This is a genomic window from Klebsiella sp. CN_Kp066, from assembly GCF_040065135.1.
In the GTDB taxonomy this organism is placed as follows: domain Bacteria; phylum Pseudomonadota; class Gammaproteobacteria; order Enterobacterales; family Enterobacteriaceae; genus Klebsiella; species Klebsiella oxytoca.
This window is the reverse complement of the sequence record NZ_JBEAIU010000043.1, coordinates 15,742-34,830: the sequence shown is the minus strand read 5'-3', so window position 1 is coordinate 34,830 and position 19,089 is coordinate 15,742. Positions and strand designations below refer to the sequence as shown.

Below are 19,089 nucleotides of genomic sequence, written 5' to 3'. Positions count from 1 at the left end.
ACTCCATACACTCAAGCTTTTACAATGACGCCGATACCCATTACCCGATCCAGAAAACGAGCCCACAGCTCTAACTGAGTGCCATATTTCTTTTCGAACTCTGATGTATTGGCGTGTAATTCATCGTGATGCACTCTGCACAGTGGTATCACGAAGAGATCATGGGCCTTGGTGCCAGTTCCCCCCAGACCATTCCCTATTATATGGTGTGGATCGTCTGATGGTTGCCTACAGCATTCACATGGCTGAGTTTTAACCCAACGTGTGTAAACTTCGCAGATCCAGCGCCGGCGCTTTGGGCGGCGCATAAATGATTCGGGGCTGTTCGGATCGACACTAAGCCTCAGAATGGGTTTACTTTCAATCTGAGGTTGCTCAATGAGTACGCTGGCGTCCGCCAGGTCTATGCCCTCAACAAGATCCTGAAGGATTTCACCTGCAGCAAATGACGGGACAATATCGCTATCCTTATAAACTGACAGGAAAGGTTCCTCAGGCAGTCTTAAGGCCTGTTGCGCCATCGTCTCGGTTATTGCGTCAGCAATGCCGGATTTCACAGCCCACCAGCAGAGCTCCGCCATCGATAATTCGCGCTCCTTATTGTATCCAAGGCTGATCAGCACCCTTTCAATCACCCACTGAACCAGATTCTGATAAGCCAGCTCTGACAACATTTCGGTGGTCTGCTCACGTAATTCATTATCACAATGCCAGCAGACAACCATGGCGCCAGGCGGATGCCGCATAGTCACTAATTCATGGTGGTGATAGTGGGAATGCGGGTACTGGCACTCTCTGACATGTCGTAGAAGCCAGGCCTCAAGAGCGTTAATTCCACCAGCTGCGTTAATTACCCTCTCATCCCTCATGAAAAAACGCAGAATGTCCATTTCTGCAAGCGGCTGACGTGCATCGGCGATCCGCCCAGTGGGCAGTGTTTTCATCTTGTCTGGCTGACGCTCTATCAGGACACGGCCGCCGGTAAAGAGAGGCATCAATTCATGACCGGGTTTGAAAAGAACAACACCGAGACGAGACACGACTTCAGGGGTCAGTAATGCTCTCACTGAATGCCCCCAGAAAGCTCTTTATCGTGGGTATATTCCCCATTCCAGGATTGCTTCATCGGCAGTTGTCCCTTCAGATACTTGCGATAAAGCCAAACAGCCCCATCGCGTAGGAGGACGGGCTGGTATGTTGTGAAACTGGCGGCGGCGCTCGGTGAAACTTTTGTGCTCTTCTCGGTGAGATACTTATCCCTGACCTGAGATCTGACACGCCATTGCGCGTGATTGCCGTTAGGATTGTCATCGTAAAGCCAGTTAGCGCTCTGTAGGAAGGCGCTGACTTTACTGACGTTGACACCATTCAGACGTTTGCAGAACTGCACTGGGGATAAGCCGTCGGTAAACAGGTTTTCAAGATGATCGATATATTGAGCCTGCCGGTGACTTAAAGCCTCAATCCTCTGCCTGGCTTCATACTCATCAGCCCACGCCCTGGCAGCCAGCGCCGGGTTGGAAAAATCAGGATGCGTATGGCTTATCGCTGATTTTGCCTGCTGCTCGCAACTAATGAAATAGCGCCTTACCTGACGACCTTTTTCATTGCGTTCTACCATCGCTAACTCTTTACCCATATCGATGGTGACCATGTAATCCACTGCCGGGCGCCCGCCGAGTGGGTTTTCGCCAGAACTGGCGATAACTGTATAATCGATGTTTTCAGTAAAACCGTACTGGCTAATACGAGACTTTATCCAGTTGCTGAAGTCACGACCGACCCCAAGAAAATTATGCAGTCGCCTGGCGCTTACCAACGAAGCTCTCTGATCGCCGATTGTGCCCTGCATTACCGGAATTACCTGATGCAATTGATTATCGACAGGCGTAGCTACGCCCATAACATGGTTAGCCATATTTATCTCCATACACTTTGAAGTGACGAAAGGGCCTGCACGCCCGTTTCGTTTGCACCATTCGACATTACTGCCAACTCGCAAATCTTTCAACCCACAGCTGTACATACATCCACCACTTTTTGATAGCAGACTATGGTGATTTCTACCCTGCCTCCTTTGACGATTTCACCCCATTCAATAGCCATACGCTTAACCTGGTTGTCGTCCTCCCAGATACCGGCATAAGTCAAAGCATCAAGAAGTGCCTTGTTGTAATTGTCCAGGTCACGCCGGCGATAGTCTGGCGGATAGAGAATAATTTCTACCGCTGCTGGCGCAGTAGATGGTTTTGGTATTGCACGCAGTTGCTCAATGATCGCTGACCGTACTGCATGTTTGAATTTACGGCCGGCTGCGCTGACAAGATGTTTACCTTTTGCGGGCCCCTTATTTGGGGACCGCCAGTAGGTGTTCACGCTGGGTGGGAATGGAAGAATAAATTTCATTCTGCCTCCAGCACTATTTTCAACTCAAACGGAACATCTCCTCCGCAATAGCAGAGCGGGCCAAGGTCAGACATGAGGCTCCACAGGGTCATTGACGTATAGCCATTTTCGTCTGTTACCGGGGGCGAAAAGTCCCCGAAGATCCCCGGGTGCTGGATTCGATTCTGCTCGTGTTGTTTTTCCAAATGCCTGAGGGAAACTTCATTAAGTTTCACTTTTACGATGCTGTTGAGATTGACCGATATTTCTCTGGCCAGCAGCGAAGGGGTAATACTGATACCGCGAGAAACCCCGCGGGTGATTGTGATAACACCCTTTTTCTCCAACGCCTTGAGGTGCGTTGCTGCTGCATTGGGGGACCGGCACCCCAGCATGCCGGTCAGTTCGTAAGTTGTAGGCGGAAAACCATGTTTACGCTGATATTCGATCAGGAGGTCCAGGACCTCCTGCTGCCTTAAGGTCAAGGAAGTCATGCTGCCTGCTCCTCTCTGTTCACGCACATTTCTGGTAAGTTGGCGCGTACCAGCGCTTCGGCGAACGGCGGCGGGACAGCATTGCCACAGCGCGCAACCTGCTTATCTTTCGCGTATTTCACGCCGCGGTAATCCTGGTCAATGATGTACCACTCGGGGAAGCCCTGCGCCCGGTAAAGTTCGTGTGGCTGCAGCATGCGCATGCCGATATCAACGATGCGGTAAGTCACTCCGCCGATTTCCACCAGCCCGGTGCATTCCTCTCCGCAGTATTCCTGCAGGAACGACAGCACCTGCTGCGCTCGATCTTCGTCATAGTCCTCGACCGCCAGAGTCGTTTTAACCTCGCCTACGTGCTGACCACCAGCAGTGATAGTCGGCATCGGCTCGTCAGTGCGCTGGCCATCGCGGCAGGTTCCGCGCAACTTAACCAGATGAGAAGCGACTAATGCGTGGTGATCGACAGTCGTTACTGAATGCGCTGGCTCATCCAGCCCCACGCCAGCGCCCTGATAATTCCCTCCGTAGTGTTTTGCCAGGAACGCACCAACTACGGCATGTTTCCCGCCACCAGCCACAACGGTGCCCAGCGGCTTATCCAGTCCTGGCACGCGAGGTGCCTGTCCTGGCCGTTCCCCGTATCCCATTTGAATGAGCGTCGGCACAACCAGCTGCGATTTACCTCCGCCGCCCGCGGTGATTGTTGCGCTAGGCTCATCCGCCCGGTGTCCGATGCTTGCGCCGAACTGCCGGGCGATAACCGGAGCGACGACACAGGCGCGCGATTCTTTCAGGATGGTGTGAGCGGGTTTATCGAGAGGGCGTGGTTTAGCCTGGTACTCGCTGCCGCCATTGCCAGCCAGGAACGGCGCCAGCTCTGCTTCAACAATACCCAGAGCGTGACCATTCCCGCCCGGGCGTTTTGCGGTACCGGCCGTCACCGTCGGCAACGGATCGGTGACTTCCTGCCCGGTAGCTCCGGTTCGGAATTTTGTCATATGAGGTACCGCAATTGCGTAGCCGTGGGTTTTCGTAATCGTCTGTAGCGGATCGTCCAGCGCCTGTCCCCGGAAACAGTCGTATTTGCCACGTGTCGTTGTGTGATTGCACTTCACAATGAATGGCGAAGCACTTTCGATAACAAAGCGCTGAATGCCGCGGGCAATCCGTTTTAGCGTATTCTCTGCCAGTGACTTTTTGCGACCGAAGATGCTCGGCGCGGGGATTGACCAGTCTATGCATTCCGCAGCTGTACGCCACGGCTCAAGCTGGCCCGCCAGCACGGTGGCAGACTTCGGATCCCCGTGCGTGGCTTCCGGCCAGACTATCGGTTTCCCGTCCCGGCGCATCACCATGAAGAACCGCTTACGGATGGTCGGCGCGCCATAATCGCAGGCGCGCAGCTCGCGAAAATCGACGACATAACCCAGCCCGGCAATTAAGCGCTTGGCCTGCTCGCTATCCGCTGAAAACTCCAGAAACTCGCAACACTCCACCAGTGCAGGATGATCTGCTGGAATACCGGTGGTAAGCATCCCGACAAATGCATTGAAAGTTTCACCGATGCGTGCCGGATCCGGTCGCATTTCTGCCGCGAGTAACGGGCCCCACGTTTTAAACTCTTCGACGTTTTCAAGCATCATGACTCGCGGGCCAACATCCAGCGCCCAACGAATGACGATCCATGCCAGCCCTCGAATAGCTTTCTCTACTGGTTTAGCACCTTTCGCTTTAGAAAAGTGACGACAGTCAGGCGAGAACCATGCCAGGCCGACAGGCTTGCCACTGGTAGCGGCTAATGGGGATACATCAAACACACTTTCGCAATAGTGAAGCGTGTCGGGATGGTTAGTGCGGTGCATAGCAACGGCGTTAACATCGTGGTTAATCGCGATATCAACGCTACGCCCTATCGCCAGCTCAATACCTGTACTGGCGCCACCGCCACCAGCAAAATTATCGACAATAATCTCACGCATGAGCGGTCCCCCTCATGCTGCCGACCAGCCCACCAGCAACGGTGATGATTTCGCTGGTGGGCACGCGCTCCAGCCACAACTGGTTAATGTGGGCCTTCAGCTTGTTCTGCTGGGAGAACTCCAGATCCTCTGCGCCTTGTACCTGTCCAAAGACGAGTCCAACTTCCAGTGGCCAGATCCGGGATTCAGGCTCAGCCAATGATGCAACAGCATCGGGGATGATCACTTCAGGAGACTGAACTGGCGAAACTGGTGACAGGAATTTTCCTGCAGCAAACTCAGCCAGCGCCATACTTGCGCGCCCTTTTGCTTCCAGCTCAACGCGATCGATATAGCTAAAATGTTCACCGCGCCAGGTCTTATCAAATACCGCAATAGCCCCGGCAAAGAAGGCGCTGGTGGGCTTCTGCTTTTCGTCGGCCGGCACAAACCACGTTGGGAGATCGAATCCGATACGACCACGAATAAACATGATGTGATCGGCATATTCCGGCCACCATGTTTCACTTGTTGCTGACTTCACGAGGTAAATGTAACGACCACCCTTTTCACGCTGCTCGGCGGTATAGTTCATAATATGAGTCATGCCAGTGATGGCTTGTTTTTCATGGTACTGCGAACGGCTGTACGGCGGATTAGCAAAGGCCGCTCCTCCGAGTTCTACCAAACGACCAGACCAGTCCTGCGTCAGCGCATTATCTTCAGCGGTATACCATGCCGGACATTTTGTATTGCTGTCGTCTGCAAACAGGTCCAGTACCAGCGGGCCAAACATAGCGTTAACGCCCCAGAACAGCAGATCAGGGGTACGCCATTGATCCCCGACTTCTTTTAAATAATGCGCACTACGCTGGCGCTGTTCCTCAAGTGCCAGGCAATAAGGGCTGACGGTTTTTGTTAAAGTTTGCTCTTCTGCGGTCATAGCTTCTTGTACTTCCTGACTCATAGTTTTCCCCTGCGCTGATCAGCATCAACAAGTGCTCTCAGTAACCAGTAACGGCGATCAAAGCTGAAAAGGTCATTTCTGAGGAGTGCATATTTTCTGCGAAAAATAACGTCGTGCTGCCACCAGTAACGCCAGTGATGCAAACGCACAAGGCGCCGGAGACTTATCAAAACCTTCTTCAATCGGAGCACAAGTCACCTCCGCAGTAATTTCCGGCCAGATAGCATGACCCGGCGGAATCATTCATGTTTCTGGCGTTTCGAACAGAAGCATTCTTAAGACGCAGGTACCGCTCTCTTGCTTTAGCCGTACAGTTGCTGTCACAAAGTTGCTGCCATACCGTCGCCGCACGGCGGTAATAGCGTTGCTCTTCCAGCTTTTTGGCTGTCGCTTCAAGGGCAAGAATCTCCCCCGAAAGCCCACCAGGCAGGTATTCTTCAATATCGATGGATCCCGCTACGAAGTAGATAAACCCACCAGTAACTTCAACGCTGGCAAGTTCCCCGTCGTAGTACAGGCGATGAACAGCGCTCTTCACTGTTACCGGTTTGGTTTCAGGAAATGCCGCAGTGATATCGCGCAGCATTTTGCCTGGATTATTCTCAATAAATTCAAAGATCGACTTGGCTATGTTCATCCCCGGAACCCCCGTGGAATAGTGGTTTGTACTGGGCTAATTGAATTAACATCCCGCGGTCTGGTTTTGTCCCACAACTCCCTTGGCGGGCGGCCTTTGGCATCCCAACGGATAGCGCTTTGCAGATATCCCTCGAATTTTTTAGGGCCGAAAAGTGTCTCGGGTCGCATGTACTGGTATTGCTCGTCGTTGCCATGCCAGTGCTCATGTTTGACGTCGATTACCAGTTTCAAGTCGCTAACGGTATGACCTTCGCGGAGGCGCGCGCGAATGTTCTCCAGTGAGGTCTTAGATTTCTGGTAACGGGAACCGCTGACCAGATTCAGGTGTGCCAGAACTTCGATCGCGTTATCGGTAATAACAACTTCAGGATCCGGCTTATCGTCGGGTTCCGCAGGAGCCCGACAAGAAGGTTTTTTAGATGACGGATCTAATGACGGATCTAATGACGGATCGCCTTCAACCATTGAGGGGTCCTCCCGCAATATTTGAGGGGGTACAGACCCATTATTTGAGGCATCAGAGTTTGCCCCCTCAAATTTTGAACCCTCAAATTGTGAGGCATCAAATTTTGATTGTTCACGTGGCGTTGCGTAGAAGATTTTTGCTTCAGCTGCTGCACGTTCCAGCATGTCAACATTGAGTTTATAAACGTTCGAATTATTCTTTCCGCCCACGCGCCGTTCCTGCTTCTTCAGCCAGCCTTTAGCCTGAAGCTTTTTGATAGCGCTGCGGACAGTATTCTCGCTCTTGGCGCCGATCTGTCGCTGAATAGTGGTTACCGCTGGCCATGACACACCTTCGTCATTACTGAAATCTGCCAGGCGAGCCATGACCGCTATTTCTGAGATTATCAGCCCTTTGAAAGCGCATGCTTCCCATACGAGGCCGTGTAATTTACTGCTCATGGCTGCCCTCTACTTCCCTGAACTTGCGTTGAAACTGATCGAGTGGGCTAAAGCACTCGTGGGAATAGCCTTCCCGCAGGTAGATGACGCGACGTGTCTCAGGCTCCCAGCGGATAACTCTGACTGGATTGCCATAGTGGTCTTTGAACTTCCGGTTAACTTCTCGCATAACGCTTTTGCCCTCCGGTTAAAGACCCCCACAACTCCGCGTGCCCGACTGTGGTTACACTCGACCCATTTACCGCATACCATGCGCTCATACCGAAACGACGAAACGCCCGGGATCGGGTACATCCGTAGTTGCGGTAATTGAAGATTTACGATTAAATTGCTCATGCGGATTATTTCTCCATACACAAAGATTTATTCGCCACGACGCCCGGAGCTGCACACTCGCGGGCGTCACTCTTTTCTGGAGTACAAAAAACGCGAAACAGAAGCGCTACATGCTCCTGGAACTTTGCCATCACCTGATAGCTGTTCTGCTCAATCTGAGCCTTTTCATCGGCATCAATAACCCCATCAGCAGTTGCTTTACGAATGAAGCTGGAGTGTTTTCCAATCCACTCAATCGACTCCATAAGGCGTTGATTAATGTCGCCATTGTCCACGTCTTCGACTTCAGCGAGCGGAACAAAGACGCCGTTGGAGTGTCGTGCGATAGCATTAGCTATATGATTTGTGCTCGCTGCACGTTGGAGTACCATTGCCCAACCGAGTGGGAATATCTGATCCCCTTCTGCGCGAAGTCGGTTAAAGAGCGCGTTTTCTGTAACGCCTAACCATTCAGCTGCTTCTGCGTAACCCCCGTCCAGTTCGGTGATAGTCTTTTTAATCGCGGCCACCAGCCACGCCGGTTGCTTCTCTACTTTCCATTCAGGTTCTATACCCACGGCTTACCCCCTGCGTCTGTGGTTACTGCTGAGTCGTTGGATTGATATTCTTGTGATAGAGGGAAGCGTCGTACTTCAGCCTTCCATCTGTGAGCCGCTCAATGTAGAGCGCTTGTTTTTCGGGGATAACATCTCCCCACTGGCATACAGCACTATGGGTCACTCCCAGAGCTGTAGCGGTTTTAGATATACCGCCATAGAACGTGACGACTTTAGCTTTCAACATGGATTACCTCCCCTATAAAGTTAGCATACTTACATGCTATATCGACAGCATACTTACGTCAATAAAATGTAAGATTGCTAACGTGTAATCCGGAGGAGATTTTATGGATACCGTTGGCAGCAGATTAAGATTTAGACGTAAGCAGAAAAAACTTACGCAACGTGATGTTGCTGAGTGGGCCGGCGTCAGCGCGTCTGCGGTTACACAATGGGAAAATGATTCCACCAAGTTATCAGGCGAGAATCTTGTATTGGCATGTCAGTGCCTGAGATGTTCTCCCGAATGGCTTATCTTCGGTACAGGCGATATCGAGAACGGTATCAACATTAACCTGATATCTGTTAGAGAAGTGCCTGTTATATCTTGGGTACAGGCAGGTAACTGGACCGAGGTTATTGGCGACCCAGCTAACGAACTGGTTAAAACTACAAAGAAGCTATCTGAATCAGCTTTTGCATTACGTGTTAAAGGTCACTCGATGACTTCGAGCCAAGAGCTTAGCATTCCTGATGGTTCGGTTGTCATTGTCGAGCCAGAATACGGTTTTGTTGATGAGGCAAATGGCAAAATTGTGATAGCCCAAACCGTTACTGGTGGTGAAGCGACCATTAAAAAGCTCGCCATAGACCCTCCATTTTCCTATCTCATACCTCTAAACCCGGCGTTTAAGCCTATAGAGGTGAACCAAGATACAAAACTGATCGGTATAGTTAAGCAAATAATCATCGATCTCTAAGCCCCAGAACCCGCATCCGCGGGTTTTTTTATTACCCCGCCACAAAAAGTAAGCTATCTTACATTTTCCTCTTGACTTAAAATGTAAGTATTCTAATATTACATTCATCAGCACACTTACTTTACGGTGAGAGGCAACCAAGATGAATTCAGCACAACGCCGCAAGGCATACCGCAAGCTACCAAAAGCAGGAGGAATTGTAATTTTACGCGGCGTCCCTCGTTTAGTTCTGGGGCTGTGTACATTCAATAGCTTTCTGGCGAAGAACGTAGCAAACCATCAGTAAACCGTATCAGAGTTCAAATGTCAGGCGGCTCAACGGCAGCCCCTCTGGTGCGTAATTTGAAGTTTTGATTTGAAACAGGTGTCTTCGGGAGGGGTTGCGGAGCTGGATTGACCACCAGCAACAGAAACTCACCCGACATACAGCAGCCGTTTAACCCACGGCGTCGGGGGTCCAGTAGACCTGGATTAATACTGTAGGGGTTGTGCCGGTTGGTCGCCGGCGCCCCGCCCGAAGATACCTGATCGAACATGGCGAAAGCCGACAGCGTTGAAGGCGATTTTCTCGGTTTGCGCGCTAAACAATAGCGGGGGTGAAATCGGGGCGGAGAAGCAGAATCCGCGATGTCGGGACTTGATACTTCCGGCCAGACCAACAAGCCGAATGATCGCGTAACGGTCCTTTGCATCTGCCCCGGCGAGGTGGCGCCGCCGGACCGGGGTAGATGAATCGTACACAACATGAAAGCGCATTCCATCTTCATCCGTCGTGGGGACTGGTTTGTAACTGAAGGAGTGCGCTTCCAGTTGTGAACGGCAATATTCACAACCGTTGTATGGCACATGCAGCGTTAGCAGCCCAGATGGTTCCCTTGAAGTTCCATGCGCTATCCGGACAACTGGAATGTGCAAGCCAAGTGTTTCAGGCACGACGTGCGCCCCACCAGCGCGGCGAAAAGGTGTGACGCCCGGGAAGAGTCCGGGACACAACAGGTAAGAGCATTCCCGCCACACGAGGCTGAAACCCAAGCGCCATGTGGATGCGCCGAAAAGCTACGACGGGGCGTTGGTAGAAGATCGGAGTGCTCTTTCCGTTGTGGTAATTGCGGCTATGCGCACGTGACGAGCCAAACCCGTGCAATGAATGCGCTTCCGGGCAGTGTACGTCGCCGGTTATGGCTTAACCCGGCAGGTGGAGGCACCACCGCCACAACCTAGTTAACTGTGCTGTGTGTAGTCTTGGCGGTTATCCAGTTTTCCACTATCCAAAGGAGGAAGAGGATAACGTTCTGATGGATAACCGCCCTTTTTACACAATACACAAGAGCATCACCGGGCGACGGGCTCATTACCCAATCCACCCGGGCGGCGTCCTAACCGCAGGTGCTCTTCTGTGTTGTGTACGGAGAAATTCCCGGCGGTGGCAGCCGCCTTTCGAGAGGGTAAAACCATGAGTAATGATCGCATGACAGTAGTGCCCGATTTCCTGGGTGAACTGGACGCCGGCGTATTCATGAACAAGATTGCGGCGGCTCTTAATACCACCGCGCTCGGCGTTCTGAACAACGGCAACAAAGGCAAGGTTGTCCTCACCTTTGATTTTGAGCGTATGGGCAACTCTGTTGAAGAGAAGCGCGTCAAGATTAAGCACAAGCTGAACTACAGCACCCCAACTCCCCGCGGCAAAGCGTCGGAAGAGGACACCACCGAAACACCAATGTGGGTTAACAAAGGCGGCAAGCTCACAATCCTGCAGGAGGATCAGGGGCAACTCTTCGGTATCACCGGCGCGGTGGACGGAAAGCTTAAAGCGGCTCAGTGAACCGCACGTACAAATTCACTGATACCACTTCGCTAATCAGTTAATAAGGAATTTTTATGTCTCAGTTAGACAGCGGTACTTTTCAGCAGGTTAAAGATCTGGTGCTTTCTGGTTATCACCTGAACGATATCCACGGCTTGGCCTGTCCGACCGCCCTGCTACCGCAGAATACCAGCGTTGAAAGCCTAGAGCGTTTTGCTCTTGAGCGTTTCCGTTTCCGCGGTGCCATGGACACGACCAGCATTGATGATTTCGTTCGCTATTCTGTCGCTTATGCCCAGGAAGAAGAAAAAGCACGTTGCTTTATTGATGCCGATAACATGCTGGCTCGTTCTATCTTCAATATCGGCACGTTGGACAACCCAGGCCACGCTGATAACGTCGCCTCGATCAAGCTTAAGAAGACAGCGCCCTTCCGCGCGTTACTGGCGATCAACGGCGATCACCTTAATCAGAAGCAAATCGCCGAATGGCTCGAAGACTGGAGTGACTATCTCACTGCGTTCGATTCCGACGGACAGACAATGAAAATTGCACAGGCAGCGCAGGCGGTTCGTCGTGTCACTATCCAGCAAACTAATGCCGCCGATCATGAAGACGGTGATTTCAGCGGCAAAAAATCGCTGATGCAAAGTATCGAAGCCAGCAGTAAAGATGTTATGCCGGTCGCGTTTGAGTTTAAGTGTGTACCCTATGAAGGCCTGGGCGAACGTCGTTTCAGTCTTCGCAATAGCCTGCTCAAAAGTAGCGATCCGGTATTCGTCCTGCGTATCGTCCAGCTGGAAGCCCTGGAAGAAGCGATCGCCAATGAGTTCCGTGATCTGCTGGTTGGCAAGTTCGACGGCAAGCCGGTAGAAACCTTTATCGGCAACTTCAAGGCCTGATTGCTCTCCATTAAATCCCCGTCGTTGAGGGGATTTATTAAAGCGTAATCCTGTAATTAATCGCCACCTGGCGAGGGATTCCTACACCCAAAAAACAGCGCTGTGCAGGCGTAAAGTATGGAGAAAATAATGAGCTTTATTCAAACCTTTTCAGGCAAACATTTTAACTATCTCGACATCCAGCAAGACGCCATCGAGATCGAAGATATTGCTAATGCACTCTCGAACATCTGCCGCTTTGCCGGTCACCTGCCTGAGTTCTATAGCGTCGGCCAGCACAGCGTTTTAACAAGCCAACTGGTACCTCAAGAATTTGCGCTTGAAGCGCTGCTGCATGACGCCGCCGAGGCATATTTGCAGGATATCCCTGCCCCATTAAAACGCCTTCTTCCTGACTACCGCGCAATTGAAGATCAGGTTGATGCAGCTATTCGCCAAAAATTCGGCCTGCCGGCTGTGCAGCACCCGACCGTTAAATATGCCGACCTGGTGATGCTGGCCAGCGAACGTCGCGACTTTGAGATCGACGACGGCACCCACTGGCCGATGCTCGACGGCGTCATTCCTACTGACCAGTTTGTGATTAACCCCGTCCGCCCGGGCCAGTCTTACGGCATGTTCATGAACCGCTTTAACCAACTGATGGAGCGGCGCTAATGGCACATGTGAAAGTGAAAGAATTAGTTGCTGCAGCATACGCTACAGCACCTGACCTACCACCAGCAGCAGCACAATTAATGCAAGACATAGCGTCAAGGCTGGATGTGACCTTTGTCGCCCTTACAGAGGCAATGGACCAGAACACCGCTATGGCCGCGATGATAGCGAACCTGAGCGAGGAAAACAGAAATGGCTAAAAACTCGATCGATGCTTATGGCGCCTGCGGCAAGACAAACGTTCTGATGTTCGAGCCGGAAAATCTGCATATTGTCACTGACAAGGCTCACCCGCTTTACGATGAGCGAGTCAATCTGCCGATCGATGAAGGGATGGTGCTGAATATCAAGGAGCTGGGTGTTCTTGAGCCGATTATTGTCTGGAGATGGCGTGATCGTTTATGTGCGCACAGCTGGCGCCACTGACAAGGTGGAGTCTGAGTGATGGCTCTGACCAAAGAACAGCGCGCAGAGCTGCGCATGAAATGACGGGCTACGCAGTGGTTGTTCGTCATATGCTTATAATATTCGATAACCGGGTGCAGCCGGTGTATGGAGAAAAAATGTCACGTATGGTCTCTTTACTCGAATGGGCGAAAGATGAATTCGGTAGTGAAGCCCCTAGCGAGCGCGTATTAAAAAAATACGCTAAAGGTCAAATGATAGCGCCACCACCGATGCGAGTTGGACGGCGCTGGATGGTTGACAGAGAAGCTCGTTTTATAGGTGTAGTTGCTGAACCTCAACTGCCAATAAATGTAAACCCAAAATTGAGACGGATAATTAACGATGGCAGCTAGACCGCGCACTCATAAAATCTCTATCCCAAACCTTTATTGCAAGCTTGATAAACGTACCGGTAAGGTTTACTGGCAATACAAACACCCTATTTCTGGACGTTTTCATAGCCTCGGCACAGATGAAGCTGAGGCAAAGCAGGTGGCAAGTGAAGCAAACATGATCATTGCAGAGCAGCGAACTAGGCAGATCCTTAGTATTAACGAGCGTCTGTCGCGTATGAAAGGAAACCGCGCGGACATTACAGTGACAGCATGGCTTGATAAATATGAATCCGTGCAGGAGGAAAGGTTGAAACACAACGAACTTAGACCAAATTCTTTTAGGCAAAAAGCTAAACCTATCCGGCTTTTTCGTGAGCATTGCGGCATGCAATATCTGAAAGACATTTCAGCACTAGATATTTCTGAAATAACAGATGCGGTTAAGGCAGAGGGTCATAATAGAATGGCTCAAATTGTTCGCATGGTATTAATTGATGTATTTAAAGAGGCACAGCATGCTGGACATGTTCCGCCAGGTTATAACCCTGCCCAGGCCACTAAGCAACCTCGAAACAAAATTACTAGACAACGTTTATCACTGGAGGAATGGAAGACTATTTATGAATGTGCTGAGCATCAACAGCCATATTTGCAGTGCGGAATGTTACTCGCAATAGTAACCGGCCAGCGTATAGGTGATATTTGCAATATGAAATTCACAGATATTTGGGATGATATGTTACATATTGTGCAGGAAAAAACAGGTACTCGTCTTGCCATTCCGCTCTCACTAAGAAATGAAGTACTAGATATTTCGCTACGCGATGTTGTTTCAAAATGTAGAGATGCGGTGGTTAGTAAATATCTGGTCCACTTCAGACATACCACCTCTCAGGCTAACTGTGGTGATCAAGTATCCACGAAAACTCTGACTTCTACATTTAAAAAAGCTCGGGACAAAAGTTGTCTTTCATGGGATGAAGGAAGTGCCCCAACCTTCCACGAACAGAGATCTCTTTCAGAACGGTTATACCGGGAGCAGGGCCTAGATACTCAAAAGTTACTGGGCCACAAATCGAAAAAAATGACGGATAAATACAACGATGACCGGGGTAAAGACTGGCTCATTGTAGGTCAAAAAACAGTATGATTTTAAGCCAGTTTTGAAGAAAAATATTCAACGATCGTAAAAATAGAAACACCAGACTCCCTTCTGTCTTTAATCAGCGATCGCCGATTACATGTTAACGATGAGCGCGTCGCCAAACTCACCACATTTCAGGAGCTTAGTGCCTTCCATCAGGTGTTCGAAGTCATAGGTCACGGTTTTGGTAGCAATTGCGCCTTTGGTACTTTTAACCCTCAGGTCTGCAGCTTCGAACCACTGTGTCCTGCAGTATCAGCGGACCATTTCACTTGGCCCCCTGTTTCCCGCTTTGTGGGTAACATGAAGAATCAGGGGGCGGAATTGATTGAGGCATTAATCTAACACTCGCCCAATAATTTTAGGTTGACAATTTTTATAAGGTTCGACAATACATATAAAATGTTTAAAGCTATAATTATCTATTTATTATAATTCTTCATAAGTTTAGAATTTGAAATAATAATTATTTCTGAACAGTATTTTGATGAAGCAAAAGATTTACTAAATTTTTTATCCAGTTAGAACAACAATCTGAGCGGATATGCTTTTAGAGGGCATTCAGATGAGCATTATCATTTATTAACATCCATATTAAGGGATTCATTAAGGTATATGACTGATAATCAACATCCAAAGGCCACATATCCAAGACATATTCGAAATTAAAATAGCGAATGGCATCAAATTCAACATTAACGAATAATTTTGAGGGAGTTCTACAGGTTAGCGGGTAACCATGGCCTTAAAGCTCCAAATGTAGTAAAATTATGTAACCCTTTAATAGGTTCATTTGATATTAATTTTGTAAATCAAGGTCTAGTTGAATGGTTTGCTCAAGATATCTTAGAAGTAGCGGCCTTAGCACAGCGCGGTTTATTCACACATACACCTATTAACTTCGACTTTTCAAATCTTGATAACTATTCTATCCCTGCATTTCGGACACCTTCAGACATCAAACTTGCTAACATACTTCCTTCAGAACCATACATACAAAATAGAGAAAAAATCTTTTTAAGACTCACATTACCATGTTCTAAGGAAAAAGACCTACCAGGATTCCTACTTAAACAAGGTTAAAGAGAGGCCCGAATTTATCCGGGATATAAAGGTATCGCTAATCAAGTAATGAATAAATACAGATAGACGAAAATTATAGAGTAGCTGCATTGCTTCATATTTTATATGATTGCTATACAACGAAGAAGGTGACATGAAAAACAATACAGGAGACCATAAATAATATTCTCCAAAAAATGATTTCGTCCAAAAATATTAATTATCAGCTTCTTATAGTGAGTTTTTCTGCATGGCGAAGCAACTTGTAAGCTTCATTTTTAGTAAAATTAATATTTAGACGATAGTCAGCTTTAACTCTTGTTGGTCTGATTTTAAGTAATAAGTCACCAAGAGCTTGATCATTTTGATCACTACTGTTCAACAATTTATTTATAACCCTTTGATGGTTTCCAACATTTTCATCATACTCTCCGTCTATTTTATCGGCTCTCATCTTTCCTATATGGAATATATAATAGTAGGCACTTCTTGCACAGTCCCTTAAATCCAATTCAAGACAACAAGAAGTACTGGGTTCTTGTTCACAAACGGAATAGACTGATTTCGCTTTTTTAAGGATTTCATCAGCAGTAATCATTAATCTAACCCCACTTCAATAACCCTTTCAGTGAAAGGAAGTGAATCTTTCGAACTAATAGGAAGGATATTATAGACAACTGACGACATTATATTCGCTTTAATATCCTTTGTATTTTCACGTAGTACTTTGTAAAAATAATTTTCAATGTCCATTGCATAGTCTATATCATCAGAAACATACTCAATGATGACATTCATAAACACATTGCCTTCGTCTGAAAAAATATCTGGCCTTATAATTGAAGGGCCAGCCACCTTATAGATTCTTGATGTTATTTTTTCACGATGTATTTTAATTATTTTATTAAAGTATTCTTTAACATGCAGCCTGTCTTCTTCTTGATAAGAAAAATAAAAAACCTCAAAGTTATAAAGCATTTCCAAGATTGACTCAATCTGTTCTCTGGATATGCAATCATCATTGACATCCAATTCTTCGATTAAAGCACGGGCGTCATCAAAATTAAAACTTAAAATTGCAGACTTAAGATAAACCGTTATTAATTCATCAATATGGAACGTTTTAATATCATAATTTTTTAATATACTATATAGCTTATCGAAGCAAGATGCATTATTCAGGGCAAAAATACATTGAAGGGCACCTTTACTTAACTGTTTGCCCTTTAATGAAAAGAAGTAATTCGCACATTCATCCATGCCCTTAGCATCCCCCGTAAGAGCAGCTAAATTAGCATAGCAGTAATAATAACTTGATTTATCAGACGAGTATAACGAATCAAGTATGCCGTCTACTTTAAATCTTTCAGGCACAGTCAAAGCACGTCGTTCATCAACAGCCAATGCAATGATGCTGTTAAAAGAATGAGTGATAGTTTCTGGATTACTCTGTGCCATTATACTCCCAAAATGATGCTTAAAGCTTTAAAGACATAATACACGGTCTTTCCACTATCATCCACCCTTCGTGTGATATGAAAAACCATGAGCTAATCAAGCTAGGAAAACATCCTCCTCAAGCTATCATCTACAAGCTCGTAAAACCACAATAATTAATTGATTCTATGAGGAATTCAGTTCAACTTTACTGACTGATCATCCGCCAGATTAGCGCCCTTAGTCTGCTTGTCCAGCGCGTCGATATCATGATGTGTTAGGAAGATGATCTGCAACCAGATGTAGGTGGTATCAACGACTAGCAGGGCGGGAGAAGTTTACGAGCAACTCTCGATCTACACCGTCACTAGAAATGTGACTATGCCGTGCAGCGCTTATGGCATACCACTCCTGGCTAACCGGGATGAGCATGTATCGACTAAAACTCTAACCTCTACGTTTAAAAAAATCGGATAAGATAGGTCTTATCTGGAACGATGGAACTACGCTCACCTTTCATGAGCAGGCGTCTCTTTCTGAACGATTATATTGTGAGCAAGGTTTAGATACTCAAAAACTGTTAAGCCATAAAGCTAAGAAAATGACGGATAATTACATGATGCTCGGGATAAAGACTCGCTCGTTGTAGGTAAAAAAGCCGTATGATTTTAAGCCAGTTTTGGGGAAGAATTTTGGGGAAAGTTTTGGGGAAAGATTTTGAACGCTCGTAAAAAAGGGAGCCACTTGGCTCCCTTCTGTCTTCAATCAGTGATCGCTGATTACATATTCGCGATAATCGCGTCGCCAAACTCTGAACATTTCAGCAGCTTAGCGCCTTCCATCAGACGTTCAAAGTCATAGGTCACGGTCTTGGCGGCGATTGCGCCTTCGGTGCCTTTAACAATCAGGTCTGCGGCTTCGAACCACTGCATGTGGCGCAGCATCATTTCGGCGGACAGGATAATGGAACCTGGGTTCACTTTATCCTGGCCGGCATATTTCGGCGCAGTACCGTGGGTCGCTTCAAACAGCGCGCACTCGTCACCGATGTTTGCACCCGGGGCAATACCGATACCGCCAACCTGCGCCGCCAGGGCGTCAGAAATATAGTCACCGTTCAGGTTCATACAGGCGATGACATCGTACTCCGCCGGACGCAGCAGGATCTGCTGCAGGAAGGCGTCGGCGATAACGTCTTTAACGACAATCTCTTTCCCGGTGTTCGGATTTTTGATCTTCATCCACGGGCCGCCGTCAATCAGCTCACCGCCGAACTCTTCGCGTGCCAGCTGGTAGCCCCAGTCTTTAAACGCGCCTTCGGTGAATTTCATGATGTTGCCTTTGTGCACCAGGGTCAAAGAATCGCGATCGTTGGTGATAGCGTATTCGATGGCGGCGCGAACCAGGCGTTTGGTGCCTTCTTCAGAGCACGGCTTGATGCCGATGCCGCAATGTTCCGGGAAGCGAATTTTCTTCACGCCCATTTCATCACGCAGGAATTTGATGACTTTATCCGCTTCAGCAGAGTCTGCTTTCCACTCGATACCGGCGTAGATGTCTTCGGAGTTTTCGCGGAAGATAACCATATCGGTCAGTTCAGGATGCTTAACCGGGCTCGGTGTCCCCTGGTAATAACGAACCGGACGCAGGCAAACGTAGAGGTCCAGTTCCTGACGCAGGGCAACGTTCAGAGAACGAATGCCGCCGCCGACTGGCGTAGTCAGAGGGCCTTTGATAGCAACACGATATTCACGAATCAGATCAAGAGTTTCGGCAGGCAGCCAGACATCCTGGCCATAAACCTGGGTCGATTTTTCACCGGTGTAAACTTCCATCCAGGAAATTTTACGCTCGCCCTTATAGGCTTTCTCAACGGCAGCATCAACCACTTTCAGCATCGCCGGAGTGACGTCAACACCGATACCATCGCCTTCGATGAACGGGATAATCGGGTTATTAGGGACGTTCAGCTTGCCGTTTTGCAGGGTGATTTTTTGACCTTCCGCCGGAACTACTACTTTGCTTTCCATTAACCTCTCCTTCGAGCGCTTCTGGTTCTGCTCTTCCCTCTTCACGCTAGCCGGGCGTTGGCTT

The 19,089-nt window shown here is 48.6% G+C and carries 21 protein-coding genes and 5 pseudogenes; 11 read left to right on the top strand and 15 right to left on the bottom strand.

Annotated elements, in window-relative coordinates:
* Nucleotides 1–11: 11 nt before the first annotated feature.
* The 11 genes and pseudogenes from ABLV75_RS18085 to ABLV75_RS18035 form a co-directional block, all read right to left on the bottom strand.
* The gene (locus ABLV75_RS18085; protein WP_138920439.1) at nucleotides 12–1,067 is read right to left on the bottom strand and encodes a DUF968 domain-containing protein; all 1,056 of its coding nucleotides are present in this window, start codon (nucleotides 1,065–1,067) and stop codon (nucleotides 12–14) included.
* Nucleotides 1,064–1,918, bottom strand: coding sequence for an antA/AntB antirepressor family protein (locus tag ABLV75_RS18080; RefSeq protein WP_200780674.1), 855 nt, complete (start codon nucleotides 1,916–1,918; stop codon nucleotides 1,064–1,066). Before ABLV75_RS18080 ends, ABLV75_RS18085 begins: the two co-directional genes overlap by 4 nt.
* Nucleotides 1,919–2,007: 89 nt before the next feature.
* Nucleotides 2,008–2,406 (bottom strand): RusA family crossover junction endodeoxyribonuclease, encoded by a 399-nt coding sequence (locus ABLV75_RS18075; protein WP_064398040.1) that lies wholly within the window; start codon nucleotides 2,404–2,406, stop codon nucleotides 2,008–2,010.
* A gap of 269 nt (nucleotides 2,407–2,675) precedes the next feature.
* Nucleotides 2,676–2,879: pseudogene (locus ABLV75_RS18070) on the bottom strand (SOS-response repressor and protease LexA); the annotation flags it as partial.
* Nucleotides 2,876–4,858, bottom strand: a complete 1,983-nt coding sequence (locus ABLV75_RS18065) for a DNA cytosine methyltransferase (RefSeq protein WP_311095528.1) — start codon at nucleotides 4,856–4,858, stop codon at nucleotides 2,876–2,878. The gene ABLV75_RS18065 and the pseudogene ABLV75_RS18070, both read right to left, overlap by 4 nt.
* Complete coding sequence (locus ABLV75_RS18060) at nucleotides 4,851–5,804, bottom strand: phage N-6-adenine-methyltransferase (protein WP_049106562.1); 954 nt, start codon at nucleotides 5,802–5,804, stop codon at nucleotides 4,851–4,853. Before ABLV75_RS18060 ends, ABLV75_RS18065 begins: the two co-directional genes overlap by 8 nt.
* Before the next feature lie 178 nt (nucleotides 5,805–5,982).
* The gene (locus tag ABLV75_RS18055) at nucleotides 5,983–6,441 is read right to left on the bottom strand and encodes a hypothetical protein (RefSeq protein WP_348855058.1); all 459 of its coding nucleotides are present in this window, start codon (nucleotides 6,439–6,441) and stop codon (nucleotides 5,983–5,985) included.
* Nucleotides 6,438–7,349, bottom strand: a complete 912-nt coding sequence (locus ABLV75_RS18050; protein ID WP_311095527.1) for a conserved phage C-terminal domain-containing protein — start codon at nucleotides 7,347–7,349, stop codon at nucleotides 6,438–6,440. Before ABLV75_RS18050 ends, ABLV75_RS18055 begins: the two co-directional genes overlap by 4 nt.
* Nucleotides 7,339–7,518, bottom strand: coding sequence for a DUF4222 domain-containing protein (locus tag ABLV75_RS18045; protein WP_064349867.1), 180 nt, complete (start codon nucleotides 7,516–7,518; stop codon nucleotides 7,339–7,341). Before ABLV75_RS18045 ends, ABLV75_RS18050 begins: the two co-directional genes overlap by 11 nt.
* 172 nt (nucleotides 7,519–7,690) lie before the next feature.
* Entirely contained in the window at nucleotides 7,691–8,242 is a 552-nt protein-coding gene (locus ABLV75_RS18040; RefSeq protein WP_015370235.1) for a YmfL family putative regulatory protein, read from the bottom strand.
* A 22-nt stretch (nucleotides 8,243–8,264) separates the two neighbouring features.
* On the bottom strand, nucleotides 8,265–8,468 hold the full coding sequence (locus tag ABLV75_RS18035; protein ID WP_047683642.1) for a Cro/CI family transcriptional regulator: 204 nt from the start codon (nucleotides 8,466–8,468) through the stop codon (nucleotides 8,265–8,267).
* 103 nt (nucleotides 8,469–8,571) lie between these two features.
* Between ABLV75_RS18035 and ABLV75_RS18030 the strand changes: the two genes are divergently transcribed.
* The 8 genes and pseudogenes from ABLV75_RS18030 (at nucleotide 8,572) to ABLV75_RS17995 (ending at nucleotide 14,502) form a co-directional block, all read left to right on the top strand.
* Nucleotides 8,572–9,204 carry a S24 family peptidase gene (locus ABLV75_RS18030; protein WP_047683645.1) on the top strand — a complete coding sequence of 211 codons (633 nt, stop codon included), beginning with the start codon at nucleotides 8,572–8,574 and terminating at the stop codon, nucleotides 9,202–9,204.
* A 1,453-nt stretch (nucleotides 9,205–10,657) separates the two neighbouring features.
* Nucleotides 10,658–11,029, top strand: a complete 372-nt coding sequence (locus ABLV75_RS18025) for a hypothetical protein (RefSeq protein ID WP_001515608.1) — start codon at nucleotides 10,658–10,660, stop codon at nucleotides 11,027–11,029.
* Nucleotides 11,030–11,085: 56 nt separating this feature from the next.
* A complete protein-coding gene (locus ABLV75_RS18020; protein ID WP_154927151.1) occupies nucleotides 11,086–11,913 on the top strand; it encodes a DUF2303 family protein in 828 nt (275 codons plus the stop codon).
* Between the two features lie 129 nt (nucleotides 11,914–12,042).
* The gene (locus ABLV75_RS18015; RefSeq protein WP_148850117.1) at nucleotides 12,043–12,570 is read left to right on the top strand and encodes an HD family hydrolase; all 528 of its coding nucleotides are present in this window, start codon (nucleotides 12,043–12,045) and stop codon (nucleotides 12,568–12,570) included.
* Entirely contained in the window at nucleotides 12,570–12,770 is a 201-nt protein-coding gene (locus ABLV75_RS18010) for a hypothetical protein (protein ID WP_049083081.1), read from the top strand. The genes ABLV75_RS18015 and ABLV75_RS18010 overlap by 1 nt, the downstream gene beginning before the upstream one ends.
* Nucleotides 12,763–12,951: pseudogene (locus tag ABLV75_RS18005) on the top strand (hypothetical protein); the annotation flags it as partial. The gene ABLV75_RS18010 and the pseudogene ABLV75_RS18005, both read left to right, overlap by 8 nt.
* Nucleotides 12,952–13,133: 182 nt before the next feature.
* Complete coding sequence (locus ABLV75_RS18000) at nucleotides 13,134–13,370, top strand: excisionase (RefSeq protein WP_074192178.1); 237 nt, start codon at nucleotides 13,134–13,136, stop codon at nucleotides 13,368–13,370.
* A complete protein-coding gene (locus ABLV75_RS17995; protein ID WP_311095525.1) occupies nucleotides 13,360–14,502 on the top strand; it encodes a site-specific integrase in 1,143 nt (380 codons plus the stop codon). Before ABLV75_RS18000 ends, ABLV75_RS17995 begins: the two co-directional genes overlap by 11 nt.
* A gap of 87 nt (nucleotides 14,503–14,589) precedes the next feature.
* Here ABLV75_RS17995 and ABLV75_RS17990 read toward each other — a convergent pair.
* Nucleotides 14,590–14,739: pseudogene (locus ABLV75_RS17990) on the bottom strand (NADP-dependent isocitrate dehydrogenase); the annotation flags it as partial.
* A gap of 6 nt (nucleotides 14,740–14,745) precedes the next feature.
* Here ABLV75_RS17990 and ABLV75_RS17985 point away from each other — a divergent pair.
* Both ABLV75_RS17985 and ABLV75_RS17980 read left to right on the top strand, forming a co-directional pair.
* Nucleotides 14,746–14,841, top strand: a pseudogene (locus tag ABLV75_RS17985) (SOS response-associated peptidase); the annotation flags it as partial.
* A 363-nt stretch (nucleotides 14,842–15,204) separates the two neighbouring features.
* Entirely contained in the window at nucleotides 15,205–15,579 is a 375-nt protein-coding gene (locus ABLV75_RS17980; protein ID WP_311095524.1) for a hypothetical protein, read from the top strand.
* 202 nt (nucleotides 15,580–15,781) lie between these two features.
* Here the strand turns inward: ABLV75_RS17980 and ABLV75_RS17975 are convergent, their stop codons facing one another.
* Complete coding sequence (locus tag ABLV75_RS17975) at nucleotides 15,782–16,156, bottom strand: hypothetical protein (protein WP_123828242.1); 375 nt, start codon at nucleotides 16,154–16,156, stop codon at nucleotides 15,782–15,784.
* Entirely contained in the window at nucleotides 16,156–17,016 is an 861-nt protein-coding gene (locus ABLV75_RS17970) for a hypothetical protein (protein ID WP_123828243.1), read from the bottom strand. Before ABLV75_RS17970 ends, ABLV75_RS17975 begins: the two co-directional genes overlap by 1 nt.
* A gap of 393 nt (nucleotides 17,017–17,409) precedes the next feature.
* Here ABLV75_RS17970 and ABLV75_RS17965 point away from each other — a divergent pair.
* Nucleotides 17,410–17,661, top strand: a pseudogene (locus ABLV75_RS17965) (integrase); the annotation flags it as partial.
* 113 nt (nucleotides 17,662–17,774) lie between these two features.
* Here ABLV75_RS17965 and icd read toward each other — a convergent pair.
* Entirely contained in the window at nucleotides 17,775–19,025 is a 1,251-nt protein-coding gene (icd, locus tag ABLV75_RS17960; protein WP_004101197.1) for an NADP-dependent isocitrate dehydrogenase, read from the bottom strand.
* Between the last annotated feature and the right edge of the window lie 64 nt (nucleotides 19,026–19,089).